Source organism: Paraburkholderia sp. Cpub6, assembly GCF_014201065.1.
GTDB lineage: Bacteria > Pseudomonadota > Gammaproteobacteria > Burkholderiales > Burkholderiaceae > Paraburkholderia > Paraburkholderia tuberum.
Window position 1 is genome coordinate 130,892 of record NZ_JACHDM010000016.1, and the last position, 19,511, is coordinate 150,402.

Annotated in this window: 19 protein-coding genes; 11 read left to right on the forward strand and 8 right to left on the reverse strand. The window is 64.6% G+C overall.

From position 1 onward, the window contains the following. Positions 1–165: 165 nt before the first annotated feature. The 3 genes from HDG33_RS24350 (at position 166) to HDG33_RS24360 (ending at position 2,848) form a co-directional block, all read left to right on the forward strand. Positions 166–1,452, forward strand: coding sequence for a class I SAM-dependent RNA methyltransferase (locus tag HDG33_RS24350; RefSeq protein ID WP_184034557.1), 1,287 nt, complete (start codon positions 166–168; stop codon positions 1,450–1,452). 228 nt (positions 1,453–1,680) lie between these two features. After that, positions 1,681–2,064 carry a VOC family protein gene (locus tag HDG33_RS24355; protein WP_184034560.1) on the forward strand — a complete coding sequence of 128 codons (384 nt, stop codon included), beginning with the start codon at positions 1,681–1,683 and terminating at the stop codon, positions 2,062–2,064. A 40-nt stretch (positions 2,065–2,104) separates the two neighbouring features. Then, positions 2,105–2,848, forward strand: coding sequence for a YafY family protein (locus HDG33_RS24360; RefSeq protein WP_184034563.1), 744 nt, complete (start codon positions 2,105–2,107; stop codon positions 2,846–2,848). 54 nt (positions 2,849–2,902) lie between these two features. Here HDG33_RS24360 and HDG33_RS24365 read toward each other — a convergent pair whose 3' ends face one another. Genes HDG33_RS24365 through HDG33_RS24375 form a run of 3 tightly spaced genes read right to left on the reverse strand, consistent with a single transcriptional unit; the run spans position 2,903 to position 5,834 of the window. Continuing rightward, positions 2,903–4,354 (reverse strand): NAD(P)(+) transhydrogenase (Re/Si-specific) subunit beta, encoded by a 1,452-nt coding sequence (locus tag HDG33_RS24365; RefSeq protein ID WP_184034566.1) that lies wholly within the window; start codon positions 4,352–4,354, stop codon positions 2,903–2,905. Then, positions 4,355–4,681, reverse strand: coding sequence for an NAD(P) transhydrogenase subunit alpha (locus tag HDG33_RS24370; protein WP_184034569.1), 327 nt, complete (start codon positions 4,679–4,681; stop codon positions 4,355–4,357). 10 nt (positions 4,682–4,691) lie between these two features. After that, the gene (locus HDG33_RS24375) at positions 4,692–5,834 is read right to left on the reverse strand and encodes a Re/Si-specific NAD(P)(+) transhydrogenase subunit alpha (protein ID WP_090803055.1); all 1,143 of its coding nucleotides are present in this window, start codon (positions 5,832–5,834) and stop codon (positions 4,692–4,694) included. Positions 5,835–6,085: 251 nt separating this feature from the next. Between HDG33_RS24375 and HDG33_RS24380 the strand changes: the two genes are divergently transcribed. The 8 genes from HDG33_RS24380 to HDG33_RS24415 all read left to right on the forward strand — a co-directional run bounded on the left by HDG33_RS24380 (position 6,086) and on the right by HDG33_RS24415 (position 15,360). Continuing rightward, complete coding sequence (locus tag HDG33_RS24380; protein ID WP_184034572.1) at positions 6,086–6,565, forward strand: NUDIX hydrolase; 480 nt, start codon at positions 6,086–6,088, stop codon at positions 6,563–6,565. 58 nt (positions 6,566–6,623) lie between these two features. After that, positions 6,624–7,877, forward strand: coding sequence for a tRNA 2-thiouridine(34) synthase MnmA (gene mnmA, locus HDG33_RS24385; RefSeq protein WP_184034575.1), 1,254 nt, complete (start codon positions 6,624–6,626; stop codon positions 7,875–7,877). Between the two features lie 262 nt (positions 7,878–8,139). Continuing rightward, positions 8,140–9,750: an FMN-binding glutamate synthase family protein gene (locus tag HDG33_RS24390; protein ID WP_184034578.1), complete on the forward strand. Its 1,611-nt coding sequence runs from the start codon at positions 8,140–8,142 to the stop codon at positions 9,748–9,750. 181 nt (positions 9,751–9,931) lie between these two features. Then, positions 9,932–10,939, forward strand: coding sequence for a glycine--tRNA ligase subunit alpha (gene glyQ, locus HDG33_RS24395; protein ID WP_184034648.1), 1,008 nt, complete (start codon positions 9,932–9,934; stop codon positions 10,937–10,939). 15 nt (positions 10,940–10,954) lie between these two features. Beyond that, positions 10,955–13,054 carry a glycine--tRNA ligase subunit beta gene (gene glyS / locus HDG33_RS24400; protein WP_184034580.1) on the forward strand — a complete coding sequence of 700 codons (2,100 nt, stop codon included), beginning with the start codon at positions 10,955–10,957 and terminating at the stop codon, positions 13,052–13,054. Positions 13,055–13,064: 10 nt separating this feature from the next. After that, positions 13,065–13,619: a D-glycero-beta-D-manno-heptose 1,7-bisphosphate 7-phosphatase gene (gmhB, locus tag HDG33_RS24405; RefSeq protein ID WP_184034583.1), complete on the forward strand. Its 555-nt coding sequence runs from the start codon at positions 13,065–13,067 to the stop codon at positions 13,617–13,619. Between the two features lie 40 nt (positions 13,620–13,659). Beyond that, positions 13,660–14,418, forward strand: coding sequence for a 1-acyl-sn-glycerol-3-phosphate acyltransferase (locus HDG33_RS24410; protein WP_184034586.1), 759 nt, complete (start codon positions 13,660–13,662; stop codon positions 14,416–14,418). Between the two features lie 48 nt (positions 14,419–14,466). After that, positions 14,467–15,360, forward strand: a complete 894-nt coding sequence (locus tag HDG33_RS24415; protein WP_184034589.1) for a M48 family metallopeptidase — start codon at positions 14,467–14,469, stop codon at positions 15,358–15,360. A 9-nt stretch (positions 15,361–15,369) separates the two neighbouring features. Here the strand turns inward: HDG33_RS24415 and HDG33_RS24420 are convergent, their stop codons facing one another. The 5 genes from HDG33_RS24420 to HDG33_RS24440 form a co-directional block, all read right to left on the reverse strand. Further along, the gene (locus tag HDG33_RS24420; protein WP_184034592.1) at positions 15,370–16,119 is read right to left on the reverse strand and encodes an IclR family transcriptional regulator; all 750 of its coding nucleotides are present in this window, start codon (positions 16,117–16,119) and stop codon (positions 15,370–15,372) included. 100 nt (positions 16,120–16,219) lie between these two features. Then, entirely contained in the window at positions 16,220–16,972 is a 753-nt protein-coding gene (locus tag HDG33_RS24425; protein ID WP_311548379.1) for an amino acid ABC transporter ATP-binding protein, read from the reverse strand. After that, positions 16,969–17,613: an amino acid ABC transporter permease gene (locus HDG33_RS24430; protein WP_184034595.1), complete on the reverse strand. Its 645-nt coding sequence runs from the start codon at positions 17,611–17,613 to the stop codon at positions 16,969–16,971. The genes HDG33_RS24425 and HDG33_RS24430 overlap by 4 nt, the downstream gene beginning before the upstream one ends. A gap of 21 nt (positions 17,614–17,634) precedes the next feature. Continuing rightward, complete coding sequence (locus HDG33_RS24435; RefSeq protein ID WP_184034598.1) at positions 17,635–18,351, reverse strand: amino acid ABC transporter permease; 717 nt, start codon at positions 18,349–18,351, stop codon at positions 17,635–17,637. Between the two features lie 51 nt (positions 18,352–18,402). Continuing rightward, a complete protein-coding gene (locus HDG33_RS24440; RefSeq protein WP_184034601.1) occupies positions 18,403–19,239 on the reverse strand; it encodes a transporter substrate-binding domain-containing protein in 837 nt (278 codons plus the stop codon). Between the last annotated feature and the right edge of the window lie 272 nt (positions 19,240–19,511).

Consider the following 19,511-nt stretch of genomic DNA (forward strand, 5'->3'; position numbering starts at 1 on the left):
CGGCGAGCTCAACGGTGTCCGCATGCCGGCGGGCGCCGCGGGCCAAAGCGGGACGCGAGGCGAGATGACGCAACGACAGACGACGGCCCGGCGCGCCAATCGCGCCGGGCCGCCGATCTCGACCGCGTACAATAGCGCCTTATCCAACGCCTTGCGGCAACCTCAATGTCCTTCGATTTCTTCCTTCCTTGCCCGCGCGGGCTCGAAGCTCCGCTCGCGGCCGAACTCGGCGAAATTGCCGCCAAACATCTGAACGGCGCCCCCTTCACGGCCGGCGCCCAGGTACCGGGCGGCGTGCATTTTCGCGGCGGCTGGGCCGCCGGTATGGCCGCCAATCTGCACTCGCGTCTCGCGAGCCGCGTGCTGCTGAAAATCGCGGAGCGGCCCTACCGCGGCGAGCAGGACATCTACGCGCTCGCGCTCGAGCAGCGCTGGGAGCAGTGGTTCTCCGCGCACGAGACGCTGCGCGTCGACGTCACCGCGATCAAGTCGCCGCTGCGCAGTCTCGAGTTCACCACGCTGCGCGTGAAGGACGCGATCTGCGATCGTCTGCGCGAAAAAAGCGGCGCGCGGCCGAGCGTCGACACCGCGATGCCCGACGTGCGCGTGTTCGCGTTCCTGAGCGCGACCGACTGCACGCTGTACCTCGACACTTCCGGCGATCCGCTATTCAAGCGCGGCTGGCGTCTCGACAAGGGCGCGGCGCCGCTGCGCGAAAACCTCGCGGCTGGCATTTTGCGTCTGACTGGCTGGCAGGCCGGCACGCCGCTCTACGATCCGATGTGCGGCAGCGGCACGTTCCTCGCGGAAGCGGCGCAGCTCGCGTTGAACATCGCGCCGGGCGTCGAGCGGCGCTTCGGCTTCGAGAAGCTCAAACAGTTCGACGCGCGGAGCTGGCAAGCACTGAAGGGCGCCGCGCTCGAGGCGAAAAATGCGGCGCGCGGCTCGCGCGGCGCGGATCTGGAGATTTTCGGCAGCGACATCTCCGGCGACATGCTCGAAAAAGCGCGCGCGAACTTCGAGCGCGCCGGCTTGCCGCCCATTTCGCTCAAGCAGCTCGATGCGCGCGACATGACGCCGCCTGGCTCGGCGCCGGGCATCCTCGTCGCGAATCCACCGTATGGTGAGCGGATCGAAGTGCGCGGCCGCAATGCGCGCGGCGAGCTTCGCGAAGGCCGCGGCAATCGCGACGACGACGGCTTCCGCCGCATTCAGGAAGAAGCGCCGGACAGCGAGTTTTTCCAGTTGCTCGGCAATGCGTTGAAGCAGCGCTTTGCCGGATGGCATGCGTTCATCCTGACGTCGGATCGCAAGCTTCCGGGGCAACTGCGGCTGCGCGAATCGACGAAGACGCCGCTGTTCAACGGCGCGCTCGAATGCCGGCTGTTCCGCTTCGATCTGATCGCGGGCAGCGTGCGGCAGCGTCCGCAGGGCGATACGCCGGCGGCTTGAGGCTGTTTCTAGCGGGGCGGCGCGCTGTCGTCGCCCTGTCGTCATCGCGTCGCTCGAAAAGCAGGCCACGCGCCTGAGCGATGTGGTCGGCGTGTTTCAGTTGCTGGTGGGGTGAAGCGGTCGCGTCGTCGCACCCTACTGCCACCACGCTGTCAGCAGCACCGCCGCACACTCCTTCTCACGCCATCCGGCGCTTGAATGGCCTACTGCCAACCGAAGGAGAGTGTCATGTCCGCATTGCCCAAACTCGTTGCCTGGTTCGAAATCCCGTCCGTCGATTTCGATCGCGCGGTGCGCTTTTACGAAGCCGCGCTCGACGCCCCGCTGAATCGTCAGGAGATCGGCGGCCAGCCGATCGCCGTGTTCAGCTACGAGGAGCCCGCGACCGGCGGCGCGATCGTCCACAATCCGTCGATGACGCCCGGCGTCGACGGCGTCACCGTCTACCTGAACGCGCTGCCCACCGTCGACGCGGCGCTTGCGCGCATCGAACGGGCGGGCGGCAAGACCGACGGCCCGGTGATCAAGCTGCCGCAGGACATCGGCTATATCGCGTTCTTCACCGATACCGAAGGCAACCGCCTCGGCCTGCATTCGCGCACCAACGGCTAAGCGCGCACCTGAAGCCGCTGCGCCCGGACCGAAGGCCGCCATGCGGCGCTATCATCGCGGGACCGTCCCCTTCCTCCCCTACCCGACGCCCACGATGACGCGCCGCGCCGACCGCCTGTTCCAGATCGCCGAGCTGCTGCGCGGCCGGCGCCTGACCACCGCGCAGCAACTAGCCGACTGGCTGAACATCTCGCCGCGCACGGTCTATCGCGACGTGCGCGATCTGCAATTGTCGGGGGTGCCGATCGAAGGCGAAGCGGGCATCGGTTATCGGCTGTCGCGCTCGGCAAGTCTGCCACCGCTGACCTTCACCGCCGACGAACTCGCCGCGCTCGCCGCCGGCGCGCGCATGCTCGAATCATGGGGCGGCGCGGGCTTCGCGAGCGGCGCGCGGGGCGCGCTGGCCAAAATCGCATCGGCGATGCCCGCCGACAAGCGCGCGGCGCTCGAACGGCTCGCGATCTTCGCGCCGTCGTTTCACATCAAGGGGGATTTTTCGACGCAGCTCGACACGCTGCATCGCGCGATCGATGCGCGCCAGGTGGTGCGCTTCGCGTACACCGACGCCAACGGCGCCGACACCGAGCGCCGCGTCTGGCCGCTCGCGCTCGCGTACTGGGGCGCGCGCTGGACGCTCGGCGCATGGTGCGAGCTGCGTGCTGATTTCCGCAACTTCGGACTGGAGAAGATTCGCGATCTCGAAGTGCTCGAGACGTATCCGGATCAGGAAGGCAGGCGGCTCGCGGATCTGCTGCGGCACGTAAACGCGAGGCCGAAAATATGAAAAGGATCGCGGCGCGACGCACCGCGATCTCAGGGTCTGTTTACCGCTAACGAGCTACTCGACCGACTTCACCATATCCTCGATCACCTTTTTCGCGTCGCCGAACACCATCATCGTCTTGTCCATGTAGAACAGGTCGTTGTCGAGCCCGGCGTAGCCCGCCGCCATCGAGCGCTTGTTGACGATCACGGTGCGCGCCTTGTACGCCTCGATGATCGGCATGCCCGCGATCGGCGACTTCGGATCGTTCTTCGCGGCCGGATTCACCACGTCGTTCGCGCCGAGCACGAGCACCACGTCGACCTGGCCGAACTCGCCGTTGATGTCCTCCATCTCGTACACCATGTCGTACGGCACTTCGGCCTCGGCGAGCAGCACGTTCATGTGACCCGGCATGCGGCCGGCCACCGGGTGAATGGCGTACTTCACCTCGATACCCTTCTCGACCAGCTTGTCGGTCAGCTCCTTCAGCGCATGCTGCGCGCGCGCGACGGCCAGCCCGTAGCCCGGCACGATCACGACCGTTTCCGCGTTGCCCATCATGAACGACGCGTCATCGGCCGAACCCGATTTCACCGGACGCTGCTCCGCCGCGCCGCCCGCGGCCGCGCCCGGCTCGTTGCCGAAACCGCCGAGGATCACGTTGAAGAACGAGCGGTTCATCGCGCGGCACATGATGTACGACAGGATCGCACCCGACGACCCCACCAGCGAGCCGGCGATGATCAGCATCGGATTGTTCAGCGAGAAGCCGATGCCCGCCGCCGCCCAGCCCGAGTATGAGTTCAGCATCGACACGACGACCGGCATGTCCGCGCCGCCGATCGGAATGATGATCAGCACGCCGAGCACGAACGCGATGATCGTCATGATGATGAACGGCAGCCACGACTGCGTGAGGAAGAAGAGGACGCCGAAGCCGAGCATCGCGAGCGCGAGCATCAGGTTGATCAGATGCTGGCCGCCGTAGACCACTGGTGCACCCTGAAACAAGCGGAACTTGTACTTGCCCGACAGCTTGCCGAAGGCGATCACCGAGCCGCTAAAAGTAATCGCGCCGACGAAAGTGCCGATGAACAGTTCGATGCGGTTGCCGTACGGCAGGAAGCCCTCGATCGGCACGTCGGGATCGACGAGGCCGAACGCGGCCGGCTCCGACACCACCCCATACGCGATGCACACGGCCGCGAGACCGATCAGCGAGTGCATCGCCGCGACCAGTTCAGGCATCTTGGTCATCTCGACGCGCGCGGCGACGAACGCGCCGATCGCGCCGCCGATCACGAGCCCGAACAGCAGCAGGCCGAGTCCGAGACCGAGATTGGAGCCGAGTACTTCGGCCTGCCGCGAGATCAGCGCGATGGTGGTCAGAATCGCGATCGCCATGCCGACCATGCCGAAGGTATTGCCGGCGCGCGCGCTCTTCGGATTCGACAGCCCCTTGAGCGCCTGGATGAAGCAGACCGACGCGACCAGATACAGCAGCGTGACGACGTTCAGGCTCATTTACGTACCCTCCTTGCCGCCAGCCGGTAGTTTCCTGGGTTCCTTCTTCTTGAACATCTCGAGCATTCGCCGTGTGACGAGGAATCCGCCGAACACGTTGACGGCGGCGAGCGCCACCGCGATCGTGCCGAAGAACTTCCCGGCGCTGCCGACGGTGAGACCGGCCGCGAGCATCGCGCCGACGATCACGATCGCCGAGATCGCATTGGTCACCGCCATCAGCGGCGTATGCAGCGCGGGCGTGACGTTCCAGACCACGTGATAGCCGACGTAGATCGCCAGCACGAAGGTGATCAGGTTGATCACCGTGTGATTGATGACTTCCATCTTCGGCCTCCTATGCGTTGCGCGTGACCTGGCCGTCGCGAGCCAGCAGCGTGGCCGCGACGATGTCGTCCGCGAGATCGATGTTCAGCGTGCCTTCCTTGGCGATAATCAGCTTCAGGAAGTCGAGCACGTTGCGCGCGTACAGCGACGACGCGTCGGCGGGCACCATCGCGGCGAGATTCGTATAGCCGACGATCTGCACGCCATAGCGCACCACCACCTGGTCCGCCTCGGTCAGCGGACAATTGCCGCCGCGCCGGCCGTCGACTTCGGGGCCGCGGCCGGCCGCGAGGTCGACGAGCACCGAGCCCGGTTTCATCGCCTGCACGGTTTCGACCGACAGCAGCGTCGGCGCGGGGCGGCCCGGAATCAGCGCGGTCGAGATGACGATGTCGGCCTGCTTTGCGCGCTCGTGCACCAGCGCCGACTGGCGCGCGAGCCACGACGGCGGCATCGGCCGTGCATAGCCGCCCACACCTTGCGCGGCCTCGCGCTCCTCGTCGGTCTCGTAGGGCACGTCGAGGAACTTCGCGCCGAGCGACTCGATCTGCTCCTTGACGGCCGGGCGCACGTCGGACGCCTCCAGCACGGCGCCGAGGCGCTTCGCGGTGGCGATCGCCTGCAGGCCAGCCACGCCCGCGCCGAGAATCAGCACGCGCGCGGCCTTCACGGTGCCGGCCGCGGTCATCAGCATCGGCATGAAGCGCGGATAGAGCGTCGCCGCGAGCAGCACCGCCTTGTAGCCGGCGATGTTCGCCTGCGACGACAGCACGTCGAGGCTCTGCGCGCGCGTGGTGCGAGGCGCGGCTTCGAGCGCGAACGCGGTGACGCCGGCCGCGGCGAGCTTGCCCGCGTTGTCGGCGTTGAACGGATCGAGCATGCCGACCAGCGTCGCGCCGCGCTTGAGCAGCGGCAGTTCGGAATCGGTGGGGGATTGGACTTTGAGGACGAGATCTGCGCCGAATGCAGTGGCGGCATCGACGATTTCCGCGCCCACGGCCGTATAGGCGTCATCGGGAAAGCTCGCGCCGGCGCCGGCGCCGCTCTGGAGCGTGACCCGGTGGCCTTGCGCCACGTACTTCTTGACCGTCTCGGGCGTCGCGGCAACGCGGGTTTCATGCGCGCGCGTCTCGGCTGGCACTCCGATGTGCATCGTTGTTCCTCCTCGACTTCCTGTTTGACGACAGATCCGCCGACGAGGCTCGCCGGCTTGCACATGCAACGGCTAACGCAGGCCCCACTTTAACCGGAAACCGCCACATCACAAATATCGGGGTCGATGCCAATGCGCGGCAGACCGCCAAACTGTTACGGATCGGTCGCGATTCCACCTCGAACACGCTGCGAACCGGCTGCCAGCGGTCACCAGGCAGCCGGCGCGCATAACCGGTAAAATGCGCACCCATGAAACCGGAAACCTGGCGGCCGCACGTGACCGTCGCGGCGATCGTCGAGCGTGACGGGCGCTTCCTGCTTGTCGAGGAACACACTGCCGCGGGCCTGCGCCTGAACCAGCCCGCCGGCCACCTCGAGGCGGGCGAAACGCTGCTGGAAGCGGTGGTCCGCGAAACGTTCGAGGAAACCGCGCATCCGTTCGCTCCCGAGGCGCTCGTCGGCATGTACATGACCCACTTCGAGCGGCCGGACCGCGCGGGCACCACGTACCTGCGCTTCACCTATTGCGGCGCGGGCGGCGAACCGGACCCGGCGAGTTCGCTCGATCCCGACATCGTCCGCACGCTGTGGATGAGCGCCGATGAGTTGCGCGCGTGCCCCGAGCGGCATCGCACGCCGCTCGTGATGCAGTGCATCGACGATTACCTGGCCGGCCGGCGTTTCCCGCTCGACGTCGTCCATACGCATTCGGTTGCGCCGAAGCAATAAGGCCGTCACGAGCGGCCCCACAGATCCATGCAGTCATGCAGCACCCAGTGAGTACCTTATGAGCAAGCGCAAAGTCGTAGTAGGCATGTCGGGCGGCGTCGATTCGTCGGTCACCGCGTGGCTGCTAAAGGAACAGGGCTACGACGTGGTCGGCCTGTTCATGAAGAACTGGGAAGACGACGACGACAGCGAATACTGCTCGACGCGCCAGGACTGGATCGACGTGGTGTCGGTGGCGGACCTGATCGGCATCGACGTCGAGGCGGTCAACTTCGCGGCCGAGTACAAGGACCGCGTGTTCGCCGAATTCCTGCGCGAATATTCGGCCGGCCGCACGCCGAACCCGGACGTGCTGTGCAACGCCGAGATCAAGTTCAAGGCCTTCCTCGATCACGCGATGTCGCTCGGCGCGGAAACGATCGCGACCGGCCACTACGCGCGCGTGCGCGAGAACGATGGCCGCTTCGAGCTGCTGAAGGCGCTCGACCATACCAAGGACCAGTCGTACTTCCTGCATCGGCTGAACCAGGCGCAGCTGTCGAAAACACTGTTCCCGCTCGGCGAAATTCCCAAGACAAAAGTGCGCGAGATCGCCGCGCAGATCGGCCTGCCGAACGCGAAGAAGAAGGATTCGACCGGCATCTGTTTCATCGGCGAGCGGCCTTTCCGCGACTTCCTGAACCGCTATCTGCCGACCAGGCCGGGCCCGATGAAGACCACCGACGGCAAGATCGTCGGCGAGCACATCGGCCTCGCGTTCTACACGTTCGGCCAGCGCAAGGGCATCGGTCTCGGCGGCAGCAAGGACGGCAGCGGCGAGCCCTGGTTCGCCGCCGGCAAGGATATTCCGACCAATACGCTGTACGTCGCGCAGGGACACGACCATCCGTGGCTGCTGTGCCGTACGCTGTCGGCCGGCAACACGAGCTGGGTCGCGGGCGAGCCGCCGGCCGACGGCTTCGCGTGCGGCGCGAAGACGCGCTACCGACAGGCCGACGCGGCGTGCACGTTCAACGCCCCGGCGGGAGGCGGTTCGGGCGAAGGCCTCTTCGAACTGAGCTTCGACGCCGCGCAATGGGCCGTCACGCCGGGCCAATCGGCGGTGCTGTATGACGGCGACGTGTGCCTCGGCGGCGGCATCATCGAACGCGCGATGACCGGGCAACCGGCCGAGCTGCCGCAGGATCAGGCGCCGAAGCAAACCCGCGCGCAGCGTCGCAAGCAGGCGCACAAGCCAAAGCAGCCGCAAGGCCAGGCGCAGGACGAGCCGCAAACCCCGCGGCAAAAAGCGGCTCTGCTCGGCGCGCGTTGAGCGATGCATAACGGCGGGCGCGGCGGGTCGTACCATTCCGGCAGATTCACGCCGTTCACCATGTTTCCCCCGCCTGGCGCATTCACACACACTTCACCTTCGCGTGCGACGCTTGGCTTCCATTCGCAGGCCTTATCTTCGGGCTTCGCCGGTCCGCGTCGCACCGTGACCCGCAACCGCCATTTTTCCCTCGCGACCGATACCGCCCGCACCCCCGTGCGGACGATGCCGCCGCAATGATCTTCACTGCACTGGAGTCCCCATGTTTTCTCGACGCTATCTGGCCATGTGGTGCGCAATCGCCGTCACCGCGGTATGTGCCGCGCTCGCCGCGACGCATCGCCTGTCGTGGTTCTGGATCCTCGTGCCGGCCGCGCTCGTCGCGCTCGGCGTGTTCGACCTGAGCCAACAGCGCCATGCAATCCTGCGCAATTACCCGCTGTGGGGCCACCTGCGTTTCATTTTCGAATCCATCCGCCCGGAGATCCGTCAGTATTTCGTCGAAGACGATACCGACGAGAAGCCGTTCTCGCGCGCGCAACGCAGCATCGTCTATCAGCGCTCGAAGAACGATGTCGACAGCCGCCCCTACGGCACGCGGATCGACGTGAAGGCGGTCGCGCACGAATGGATCAGCCACTCGCTCGCGCCGACCACGCTCGATGGTCACGACTTTCGCATCGTCGTCGGCCCCGATCGCGCGCGGCCGTATTCGATGTCGATCTTCAACGTGTCGGCGATGAGCTTCGGCTCGCTATCGGCCAATGCGATCATGGCGCTGAACCTCGGCGCGAAGAAAGGCAACTTCGCGCACGACACCGGCGAAGGTTCGATGTCGAAATATCATCGCGAACATGGCGGCGACATCATCTGGGAAATCGGGTCCGGCTATTTTGGATGCCGTAACGACGACGGCACCTTCAACGCCGGGAAGTTCGCGAAGCAGGCCGCCGAACCGCAGGTGAAGATGATCGAGGTGAAGCTGTCGCAAGGCGCGAAGCCCGGTCACGGCGGCGTGCTGCCGGGCGCGAAGATCACGCCCGAAATCGCCGAGACGCGCGGCGTGCCGATGGGCCGCGACTGCATCTCGCCGGCGACGCACTCCGAGTTCTCGACGCCGCGCGAGCTGCTCGAATTCGTCGAGCGGCTGCGCACGCTGTCGGGCGGCAAGCCGACCGGCTTCAAGCTGTGCATCGGGCATCCGTGGGAATTCTTCGGTATCGCGAAGGCGATGCTGGAAACGGGCATTTTGCCGGACTTCATCGTCGTGGACGGCGCGGAAGGCGGCACCGGCGCGGCACCGCTCGAATTCACCGATCACGTCGGCGTGCCGTTGCAGGAGGGGCTGCTGCTCGTGCACAACACGCTGGTCGGCATCGGTCTGCGGCAACGCATCCGCATCGGCGCGAGCGGCAAGATGATCACCGCGTTCGATATCGCGAAGACGCTCGCGATCGGCGCGGACTGGGTCAACGCGGCGCGCGGCTTCATGTTCGCGGTCGGCTGCATCCAGGCGCAGACCTGCCATACCGGCCGCTGCCCGACCGGCGTCGCGACCCAGGACCCGGTGCGCCAGCGCGCGCTGGTGGTGCCGGACAAGGCCGATCGCGTGTTCAACTTCCACCACAACACGCTGCACGCGTTGCAGGAAATCATCCAGGCCGCCGGGCTCCGGCATCCGGCTGAGTTGCGCGCGCATCACATCGTGCGGCGCGTGTCCTCGCATGAGGTGCGGCTGATGTCGGATCTGCTCAAATATCTCGAACCGAACGACCTGCTCAACGGCAACTATCGCTATACCCTGTTCGAGACGTACTGGCCGATCGCGCAAAGCGATTCGTTCTCGCCTAAGGCGGAGCTGGCGGCGAGCTGAACGTGCGCGCGGCCCTTGCCGCGTCGCCTGTCGCCCAAAAACCGCATCGCGGCCCGTCCGACCCCGCAAAACGGGCCGCCCCCCTTCCTTTCCGTTAAAATCTCGGGTTTAGCACTTCGCTCCACGGCCCCCTCGCGCGCTTAGGCGCACGCGGCATGGCCCCATGCCCGAAAGGCACTTCATGCTCACGTTTCAGCAAATCATCCTGACCTTGCAGTCCTACTGGGACAAGCAGGGCTGCGCGTTGCTCCAGCCGATCGACATGGAAGTCGGCGCGGGCACGTCCCACGTCCATACGTTCCTGCGCGCGATCGGCCCCGAGCCGTGGCGCGCCGCCTACGTGCAGCCGTCGCGCCGCCCGAAAGATGGCCGCTACGGCGAGAACCCGAACCGTCTGCAGCACTACTACCAGTATCAGGTGGTGCTCAAGCCCGCGCCGGAAAACATTCTCGACCTGTACCTCGGCTCGCTCGAAGCGCTCGGCTTCGACCTGAAGCAGAACGACGTGCGTTTCGTCGAGGACGACTGGGAAAACCCGACGCTCGGCGCGTGGGGGCTGGGCTGGGAAGTGTGGCTGAACGGCATGGAAGTCACGCAGTTCACGTATTTCCAGCAGGTCGGCGGTCTCGACTGCAAGCCGGTGCTCGGCGAAATCACCTACGGCCTCGAACGCCTCGCGATGTATCTGCAGAAGGTAGAGAACGTCTACGACCTCGTCTGGACCGAGTGGGAAGAACAAGGCCCGAACGGCCCCGAACTGCGCCGCCTGACCTACGGCGACGTGTATCACCAGAACGAGGTCGAGCAGTCCACCTACAACTTCGAGCACGCGAACGTCGATCTGCTGTTCACGCTCTTCAACAGCTACGAAGCGGAAGCGAAGCGCATGATCGATGCACAGATCGCGCTGCCCGCCTATGAGTTCGTGCTGAAGGCCGGCCACACGTTCAACCTGCTCGACGCGCGCGGCGCGATTTCGGTCACGGAACGCGCGGCGTACATCGGCCGGATTCGCGCGCTGTCGCGTGTGGTCGCGCAGGCCTACTACGACTCGCGCGAAAAGCTCGGCTTCCCGATGCTCGGCAATCCGGTGCACGGCGTGCCCGGCCTCACCACCGACGAGCAGGAAGCCGCGATGCCCGCGTGGGCGCCGCCGCTGAAAGTCGAACGCAAGATCGACCAGGACTGACGAGAACTTCAACCAATGACTCAATCTCAACACGCTACCCTGCTCGTCGAGCTGCTGACCGAAGAACTGCCGCCGAAGGCGCTCGCCCGTCTCGGCGACGCCTTCGCCGAAGGTATTGCGCAGCGCCTCGCGGCGCGCGACCTGATCGAAGGCGAGCCGTCGTTCGAACGCTTTGCCACGCCGCGTCGTCTCGCGGTGACGATTCACAACGTGCGCGCGGTCGCGCCGGAAAAACACGTGCGCGAAAAAGTGCTGCCGGTTTCCGTCGCGCTCGATAAAGACGGCCAGCCCACCGCGCCGCTCGCAAAGAAACTCGCCGCGCTCGGCTTCCCCGACTTCACGGTGAACGACCTCGAACGCGCCCAGGACGGTAAAGCCGAAGCGTTCTTCCTGCGCTACGCGGCGCCGGGCGCGACGCTCGCCGACGGCCTGCAAGGCGCGCTCGACGAAACGCTCGCGAAGCTGCCGATCGCAAAGCCGATGACGTATCAGCGCCCGGACGGTTCGAGCGTGCAGTTCGTGCGCCCGGTGCATCGACTGACCACGCTGCACGGCGAAGAGGTCGTGCCGGTCAGCGTGCTCGGCATCGACGCCGACGACACCACGCTCGGCCACCGCTTCCTGTCCGAAGGCTTCGTGCAGATCCAGCACGCGCAATCGTATGCCGAAACGCTCGAACACAGAGGCCGCGTGATCGCGAGCTTCGCGAAGCGCAAGGAAGCGATCCGCTCGCAACTGCTCGCGCAAGCCGGTGACGACAAGGTCGTGATGCCCGAAGCGCTGCTCGACGAAGTGACGTCGCTGGTCGAATGGCCGGTTGTCTATGAGTGCCGCTTCGAGGACGAATTCCTGCAAGTGCCGCAGGAATGCCTGATCCTGACGATGCAGACGAACCAGAAGTACTTCGCGCTGACCGATGCGAACGGCAAGCTGCGCTCGCGCTTCCTGATCGTGTCGAACATCGAGACGGCGACGCCGGTCGAGATCGTCGAAGGCAATGAGCGCGTGGTGCGTCCGCGTCTCGCCGATGCGAAGTTCTTCTTCACGCAAGACAAGAAGAAGCCGCTCGCGGATCGCGTCCCACTGCTCGCGAACGTCGTTTATCACAACAAGCTCGGCTCGGCGCTGCAACGCGTGGAGCGGCTCGAAGGGCTGGCCGGCGCGATCGCCGCACTGACCGGCGCCAACGTCGCGCTCGCGAGGCGCGCCGCGCGCCTCGCGAAAGCCGACCTGATCACCGACATGGTCGGCGAATTCCCCGAGCTGCAAGGCACGATGGGCACGTACTACGCGCGCCACGACGGCGAGCCGGAAGAAGTCGCGCTCGCATGCTCGGAACACTACCAGCCGCGCTTCTCGGGCGACGCCTTGCCCACCACCGCGACCGGCACCGTCGTCGCGCTCGCCGACAAGCTCGAAACGCTGGTCGGCATCTGGGGCATCGGCCTGCAGCCCACCGGCGAGAAAGACCCGTTCGCGCTGCGCCGTCATGCGCTCGGCGTGCTGCGCATTCTGGTCGAGAAACAGTTGAACGTCGACTTCGTCGAGCTGCTGCGCATCGCTTATGCGCAATTCGCCGGCGTGCCGAACGTCGCCGATTCGACCGACGCGATCTACGAATTCAGCATGGACCGCCTGCGCGGCCTGCTGCGCGAACGCGGCTACGCGGCCGGCGAAATCGACGCGGTGCTCGCGCTGAACCCGACGCGGCTCGACGACCTCGTCGCGCGCCTCGACGCGGTGCGCGAATTCGCGTCGCTCGCCGAAGCGGCGTCGCTCGCGGCGGCCAACAAGCGTATCTCGAACATCCTGAAGAAGTCGGAAGGCGTGACGAATGGCGGCGTGCAGCCCAGCTTGCTCACCGAGGCAGCGGAGAAGGCGCTCAACGCGCAGCTCGAACAGGTCACGCCGCGCGTGCAATCGCAACTGGCCGTGCGCGACTACACTGGCGCGCTGACGGCGCTGGCCGCGCTGCGCGAACCGGTGGACACGTTCTTCAACGACGTGATGGTCAACGCCGAAGACCCCGCGTTGCGCGCGAACCGTCTGGCTCTGCTCGGCGCTCTGCATCAGCAGATGAACTGCGTCGCCGATATTTCCCGACTCGCCGCCTGAGCACCGCGCCATGCCGATCAAGAAAGTGGTGATCCTCGACCGCGACGGTGTGATCAACGTCGACTCCGACGCGTTCATCAAGTCGCCGGACGAATGGGTCCCGCTGCCCGGCTCGCTGGAAGCGATCGCACGCCTGAACCAGGCCGGCTATCGCGTCGCGATCGCGACGAACCAGTCGGGCATCGGCCGCGGTCTGTTCGACATGGATGCGTTGAACGCGATGCATCTGAAGATGCACCGGATGGCGGCAGCGGTCGGCGCGCGCATCGAAGCCGTGTTTTTCTGCCCGCACACGGCGGAAGATCAATGCGAATGCCGCAAGCCGAAGCCCGGCATGCTGAAGATGATCACCGAGCGATTCGAGGTCGATCCGGCGCATACGCCGACAGTCGGCGATTCTCTGCGCGATCTGCAGGCGGGCGCGGCGCTCGGTCACCCGGTGCATCTGGTGCTGACCGGCAAGGGCCGCAAGACCCTCGCCGCGGGCGGCTTGCCCGAAGGCACGATCGTGCACGACGACCTGCGCGCGTTCGCGCTCGACTTTCTCGCCGACGCTCAGGAATAAACGCGCGCACCGCGCTCCCCCCCCCCCACCGACCACGCCGATGCGCTTTATCCGTTCCCTGCTGCTGCTGATTTATTTCGTTGTGTTCACAGTGCCGTACGCGACCGCGTGCTTCATCGCGTTTCCGTTCCTGCGCGCGGAAAACCGCTACTGGATGGCGGCCGGCTGGTGTCGTGTGACGCTGTGGACGGTGCGCTACCTGAACGGCATCCGCTACCGCATCGAAGGTTTCGAGAATCTGCCCAACGGCCCGGCCGTGCTGCTGTCGAAGCATCAGTCGGCGTGGGAAACGCTCGCGTTTCCGGCGATCATGCCGCGCCCGCTGTGCTATGTGTTCAAGCGCGAGCTCTTGTATGTGCCGTTCTTCGGCTGGGCGCTCGGCATGCTGAAGATGGTTCACATCAACCGCAAGGAAGGCAAATACGCGTTCAAATCGGTCACGAACCAGGGCAAGGCCCGCATGGCCGAAGGCGCATGGGTCATCATGTTTCCGGAAGGCACGCGCACGCCGACCGGCAAGCAGGGCAAGTACAAGACCGGCGGCGCGCGCTTCGCGATCGCGACCGGCGCGCCCGTCGTGCCGATCGCGCACAACGCGGGCCGCGTGTGGCCGCGCAACTCGTTTCTTAAATATCCGGGTATAGTCACGGTGTCGATTGGCAAGCCGATCGACACGACGGGGCTCACGCCCGACGAAGTGAACACGCGCGTCGAACAGTGGATCGAAGCCGAAATGCGCCGCATCGATCCGACTGCCTACAGCGCGGCGGCTAACGATTCCGCCGCCGCGCCCATCTGACGCGCCACGCCCTCAAACTCCGAAGGCGTATTGCGCGAAGCGAAGCCGATGCAGAAGTCTCCTACGCCGCAGCCCGCCGCGGCGCTCGAAAACCGGCAGCTCGATCTCCCGCTCTTCGCCGAGCCGGGGTCGACGTCGTCGTCTCCTTCACCTTCCGCGCCGGGTTCATCTGGCTCAGCGCCGGCCCGGCCGCCCGTCGCGCCGCTCGCGCCGGACGGCAGCAAGCTGCGCAGTCTCGCCATCGGTTCACGCACGCTGCATTACGCGCTCAAGCGTTCCGCGCGCCGCTCGATCGGCTTTGCGATCGACAGCACCGGCCTCACGATCACCGCGCCGCGCTGGGTCACGCTCGCCGATATCGAAACCGCGATCACCGAAAAACAGCGTTGGATTTTTACGAAGCTGATCGAATGGCAAACGCGCGTCGAGCAGCGTGCATTGCCGAAGATCGACTGGCAAGACGGCGCCGAAGTGCCCTACCTCGGTCAGCCGGTGCGCGTGACGCTCGGGGCGCCGCAAGGCATGCTCGCGTTCAGCGCCGAGCACGGCGCGTTGCAATTGCCGCTGCCGTTGCAAGCCGACCCGCAGCAGATCAAGGACCGCGTGCAGGGCTGGCTGCAAGGAGAAGCGAAGCGGCTGTTCGGCGAGCGTCTGGCGATCTACGCGCAGAAGCTGGGCGTCAACTATCGCGCGTATGCCTTGTCTTCGGCGGCGACGCGCTGGGGCAGTTGTTCGAGCGACGGCAAAATCCGCCTGAACTGGCGGCTCATCCACTTTCCGCTGTCGATCATCGACTACGTCGTCGCGCACGAGCTGTCGCATCTGCGCGAGATGAATCACAGTCCGCGCTTCTGGCAGACGGTCGAATCGATTTTTCCGGAATTTCGCGAGGCGCGGCAGACACTGAAGTCGCATCCGCCGGAGCTGCTGCCGACGCTTTGAGGCCGGGCGCTATCTATGCGAGAGCGCTTTCGCGGACTGCAACAGATCGTCGAGCATCACGCCGCGCCTGTCCGGGCTCGTGTCGCGGCCGGTCATGAAACACAGCGCCGCAATCGGCAGTCCCGCACGGTCGCGAATCGGCGCTGCCATACAAAGCCTGAACGCATTCGAGAGTCCTTCGGTGCAGCAGTAGCCTCGTTCTTTTGCGGCCTGCACGTCGTTCAGGAATTCGTCGAATTCGATATTCGCCCCGTTGTCGAGGATGAAATCTTCGGCCGGAATGAGCGCGCGAATCTCGTCGGCATTCAGGTGACCTAGCAGCAGACGTCCCGTGGCGGTCCACGGAATCGGCACTCTCACGCCGATGTCCGAACTGATGTTGAAGGGCCGGGCACTGTTCTCGGATAACACGACCGTGTACTTGTTGCCTTCCAGCATGCACAGCTGCGTGGTCTCGTCGTACTTCCGTACCAATGCCAGAATGGATTGATGCGCGCGGCTAATCAGATCGTTGTGCGTTGCATAGTCGGACCCGTAGTAGTGCATCTCGCGCCCGAAGAACACGCTCCCATCCGCGGCCGTCTCGAGCCAGCCCACTTCCGCGAGAATCGCGACCAGCTCGTAAATGCTCGAACGCGGCGCGCCGGTCGCCTCGATTAATTCGCGCATGGTCAGCGGGCGTTGGGCGACGTGCAATTGCCGGAACATCGCGATGACGCGATCCACGCCTCTCGCCCGAGACGATTCGGTTACAGCCATGCGTTCACTCCGTAAAGCGTTCATCCGACCGGTTGTCTTTCAAGCGACGTGAGTTTATCGCGCGGCAGACCCGCGAAAGCGACTTTCAGGCCGCGACAGATCAATGGTCGAGGACTCTGTGCAGAAACTGCCGCGTGCGTTCGTTCGCGGGATTGACGAAGATCTGTTCCGGATCGCCCTGCTCGGCGATGACGCCCTTGTCCATGAAGACGACGCGGTCGGCGGTCTTGCGGGCAAAGCCCATTTCATGCGTGACGACGACCATCGTCATGCCGTCGCGCGCGAGCCCACGCATCACCTCGGTGACCTCGCCGACCAGTTCCGGATCCAGCGCGGACGTCGCCTCGTCGAAGAACATGATGCCGGGCTCGACCGCGAGCGCTCGCGCAATTGCCACGCGTTGCTGCTGACCGCCCGATAACTGGCTTGGATAGTGTGCCGCGCGGTCCGCGAGCCCGACACGGTCGAGTGTGTCCATGGCGCGCTTGCGCGCGTCGTCCGGACTCATGCGGCGTGCCTTGATAAGCGCGAGCGTGACATTGCCGAGCGCGGTCTTGTGAGGAAACAGATTGAACTGCTGGAAGACCATGCCGACATGGCCACGAATCTCTCGCGCTCGGCGCGGATCATGCATGGGCACATCGTTGACCCAGACCTCGCCGGAATCGGTGGTCTCCAATCCCGCCATGATTCGCAAGACCGTGCTCTTACCCGAGCCGGACGCGCCAATGAGCACCAGCACTTCGCCCGAGCGAACCTCGAGATTGATTTCGTTCAACACCCGAGTCGAACCGAATGCTTTGCTGACGCCCGTCAGTGAAATGATGGGTCTGGTTTGGCTTTGGTTACTCACGACAATCTCCTGCGGTCATGGTGGCGCACCCATTGCGAGAGCGGGAAGCACACGGCGAAGTAAATGAGGGCGACGAGTCCGTAGATTTCCACGGGCTTTCCGACCCGATCGACGATGGCCTGGCCACCATGCATCAACTCGGACATTCCGATCATGCTGACGATCGACGTGTCCTTGATGAGCGACAGATACTGACCGACGAGAGGCGGCAACACGATCTTTCCCGTCTGAGGCAGCACGACGAACGAGAACGACTGAGCCCGCGTGAGGCCGAGGATCTGAGATACCTCCCATTGACCTTTGGGTACCGCCTCGATCCCTGAGCGGAAGATTTCGGCGATGTAGGCGCCCTGATAGACGCTCAAGCCGATGACGCCGGCTGCGAAGACGTCGATCGCGTAACCGAAGTACGACACGCCGAAATAGATGAACATCAGCGTGATGAGTACCGGCGTGCCGCGAAACAGCTCCGTATAGAGTCTGGCAATGCGGGCTGTGCCCCACGGTCCGAACGACCGCAAGACGGCGGCGAAAAGGCCGATCAGCGTGCTGCCCGCGATGGACGCAATGGAAAGCAACAGCGTCGTCACCAGACCCTGCAGCAGGATGGAGAAACTGGTTTTCAGCAACTCGACTGACATGATCCAACTCCAATCCGGGAATCAGGCCCGTTTCGTCCGGCGCATCAAGCCGGTCCCGAAACCGGTGCGCGCCGGCATGACGAGGGGAGGATGAAAGATCCGCGCTCCGAGCTGGCCCGCAAGCCAGGACAGTACGTTACTGAGCACGAGATACGCGACGAGCGTCACGCTGAACGTCTGAAGGTAGAGAAGCGTCCGCGAGTTGATCACGGTCGCAGTGCCGGTCAACTCCGGCAACGCAATGGCGGACAGCAGCGACGTACCGAGCAGCAACTGGATCAGGTAGTTGACGATGGCCGGATAAACCGCGCGCGTCGCCTGCGGTAGCACGACCTCGACGAAGATCTGCGCGCGTTCGAGACCGAGAATGCCGGCGGCCTCGAGTTGGCCGCGCGGCACCGACTGTATGCCGGCGCGGAACACTTCCGATAGATAAGCACCGACGTTGACGCCGAGCGCAATGACACCCGCCCAGTATGCGTCGAGCGAAATACCCGCCGACGGCAGACCGAAGAAAACGATGAAAATCTGCAGGAGAACAGGCGTGTTGCGGATGATTTCAACGTAGCCGCGAGCAATCAACCGAAATGGCGCGAGCGGAGAAACGCTGGCAAGCGCGGTCAACAAGCCGAGGACTAGCGCCAGTACGAATGCCAGCACGGTCACTTGCAACGTCAGCCAGCTCGCGCTCAAAAACTCGGGCACGTAGCCCCACAGAGTGAGCCACTCGTAACTCATCTCACCCTCCGCATCGTTCGGGTTTCAATAGATATCGGCATCTCCCGCTCCTCAAAACTGCGGATTGAGCGGGTAGCGCGGATCGGTGCCGAACCACTTGTTGTAGAGCTGCGCGTTGAGCTTCGACGCATTGACGTTGAAGAGGAACAGATTCAGGTAGTTGAGCCATTCCTGATCGCCGGCCTTGACACCGAACGCGTTGTATTCGAGCGGGACCAGCGCTTCGTTCGTGACGGCAAGTTCAGGATCGAGCTTGGCCTGATACGCGAGAAAGTTGTTGTCCTCGATCATCGCGTCGGCCTGCCCCTGCTTGACGGCAAGAATCGCGGCCTGCGAGCTGTCGTATTCCTGGATCTTGATCGGGATATTCAGCGAGCGCACTTCGTCGCCATTGGTCGAGCCCTTGACCGTCGCAATCGTGCGACCGCCCATGTCCTTGATCGACTGAACGCCACTATTTTTTCTGACCAGCAGTGCTTCGCTGGCAACCACGTAGGGGGTCGTGAATTCAATTACCTTCGCGCGCTCCAGATTACGCGTGAAGTTGCAGAACACGACATCCACTTTGCTGGTCTGCAGATTCGGAATCCGGTTCGCGCTCGTCGTATTCACGACCTCGAGCTTCACGCCCATCTGCTTCGCGAGTTCCTTCGCGAGGTCCACGTCATAGCCGTCTGGTTGGCCGTCCTTGTTATAGAACCCGAACGGCGCGAACGTCAGGCAGTCGCCGACGCGCAGCGTGCCTCGCTGCAGCACGGCCTGAAGCGTCGAGGGGGATGCCGCTGCGCTCTGCCCTGGCGTGGCAACCTTGGTGCAGCCGGTGATGGCGAGCAATCCAGCAACAGCGAACAGAAAGGCGGCTTGGGCGCCTCGTTTGGCAAGCTTCATGGCAGGGTCCTAAGCGGAGAAGAGTGGTCCGGAGCGGACGAATCGGCTTCAGCGCCTGTCTGCACGCTCAACGAATCGCCGGGTCACGCATGGATTGTCCGATATATCAGACTGCTATCTGACAAACCGGATTGATGCTGAGTGTTGGACACTAATATCAAACCGGCAACCGCACACAAACCCTTATTGCCCATACTTTTTTGTTCAAATAGATCCGATCGAATTCCACGATGCGCATCGAGTCCGCAGTGCGCCGGACGGGCGGCGCGGCT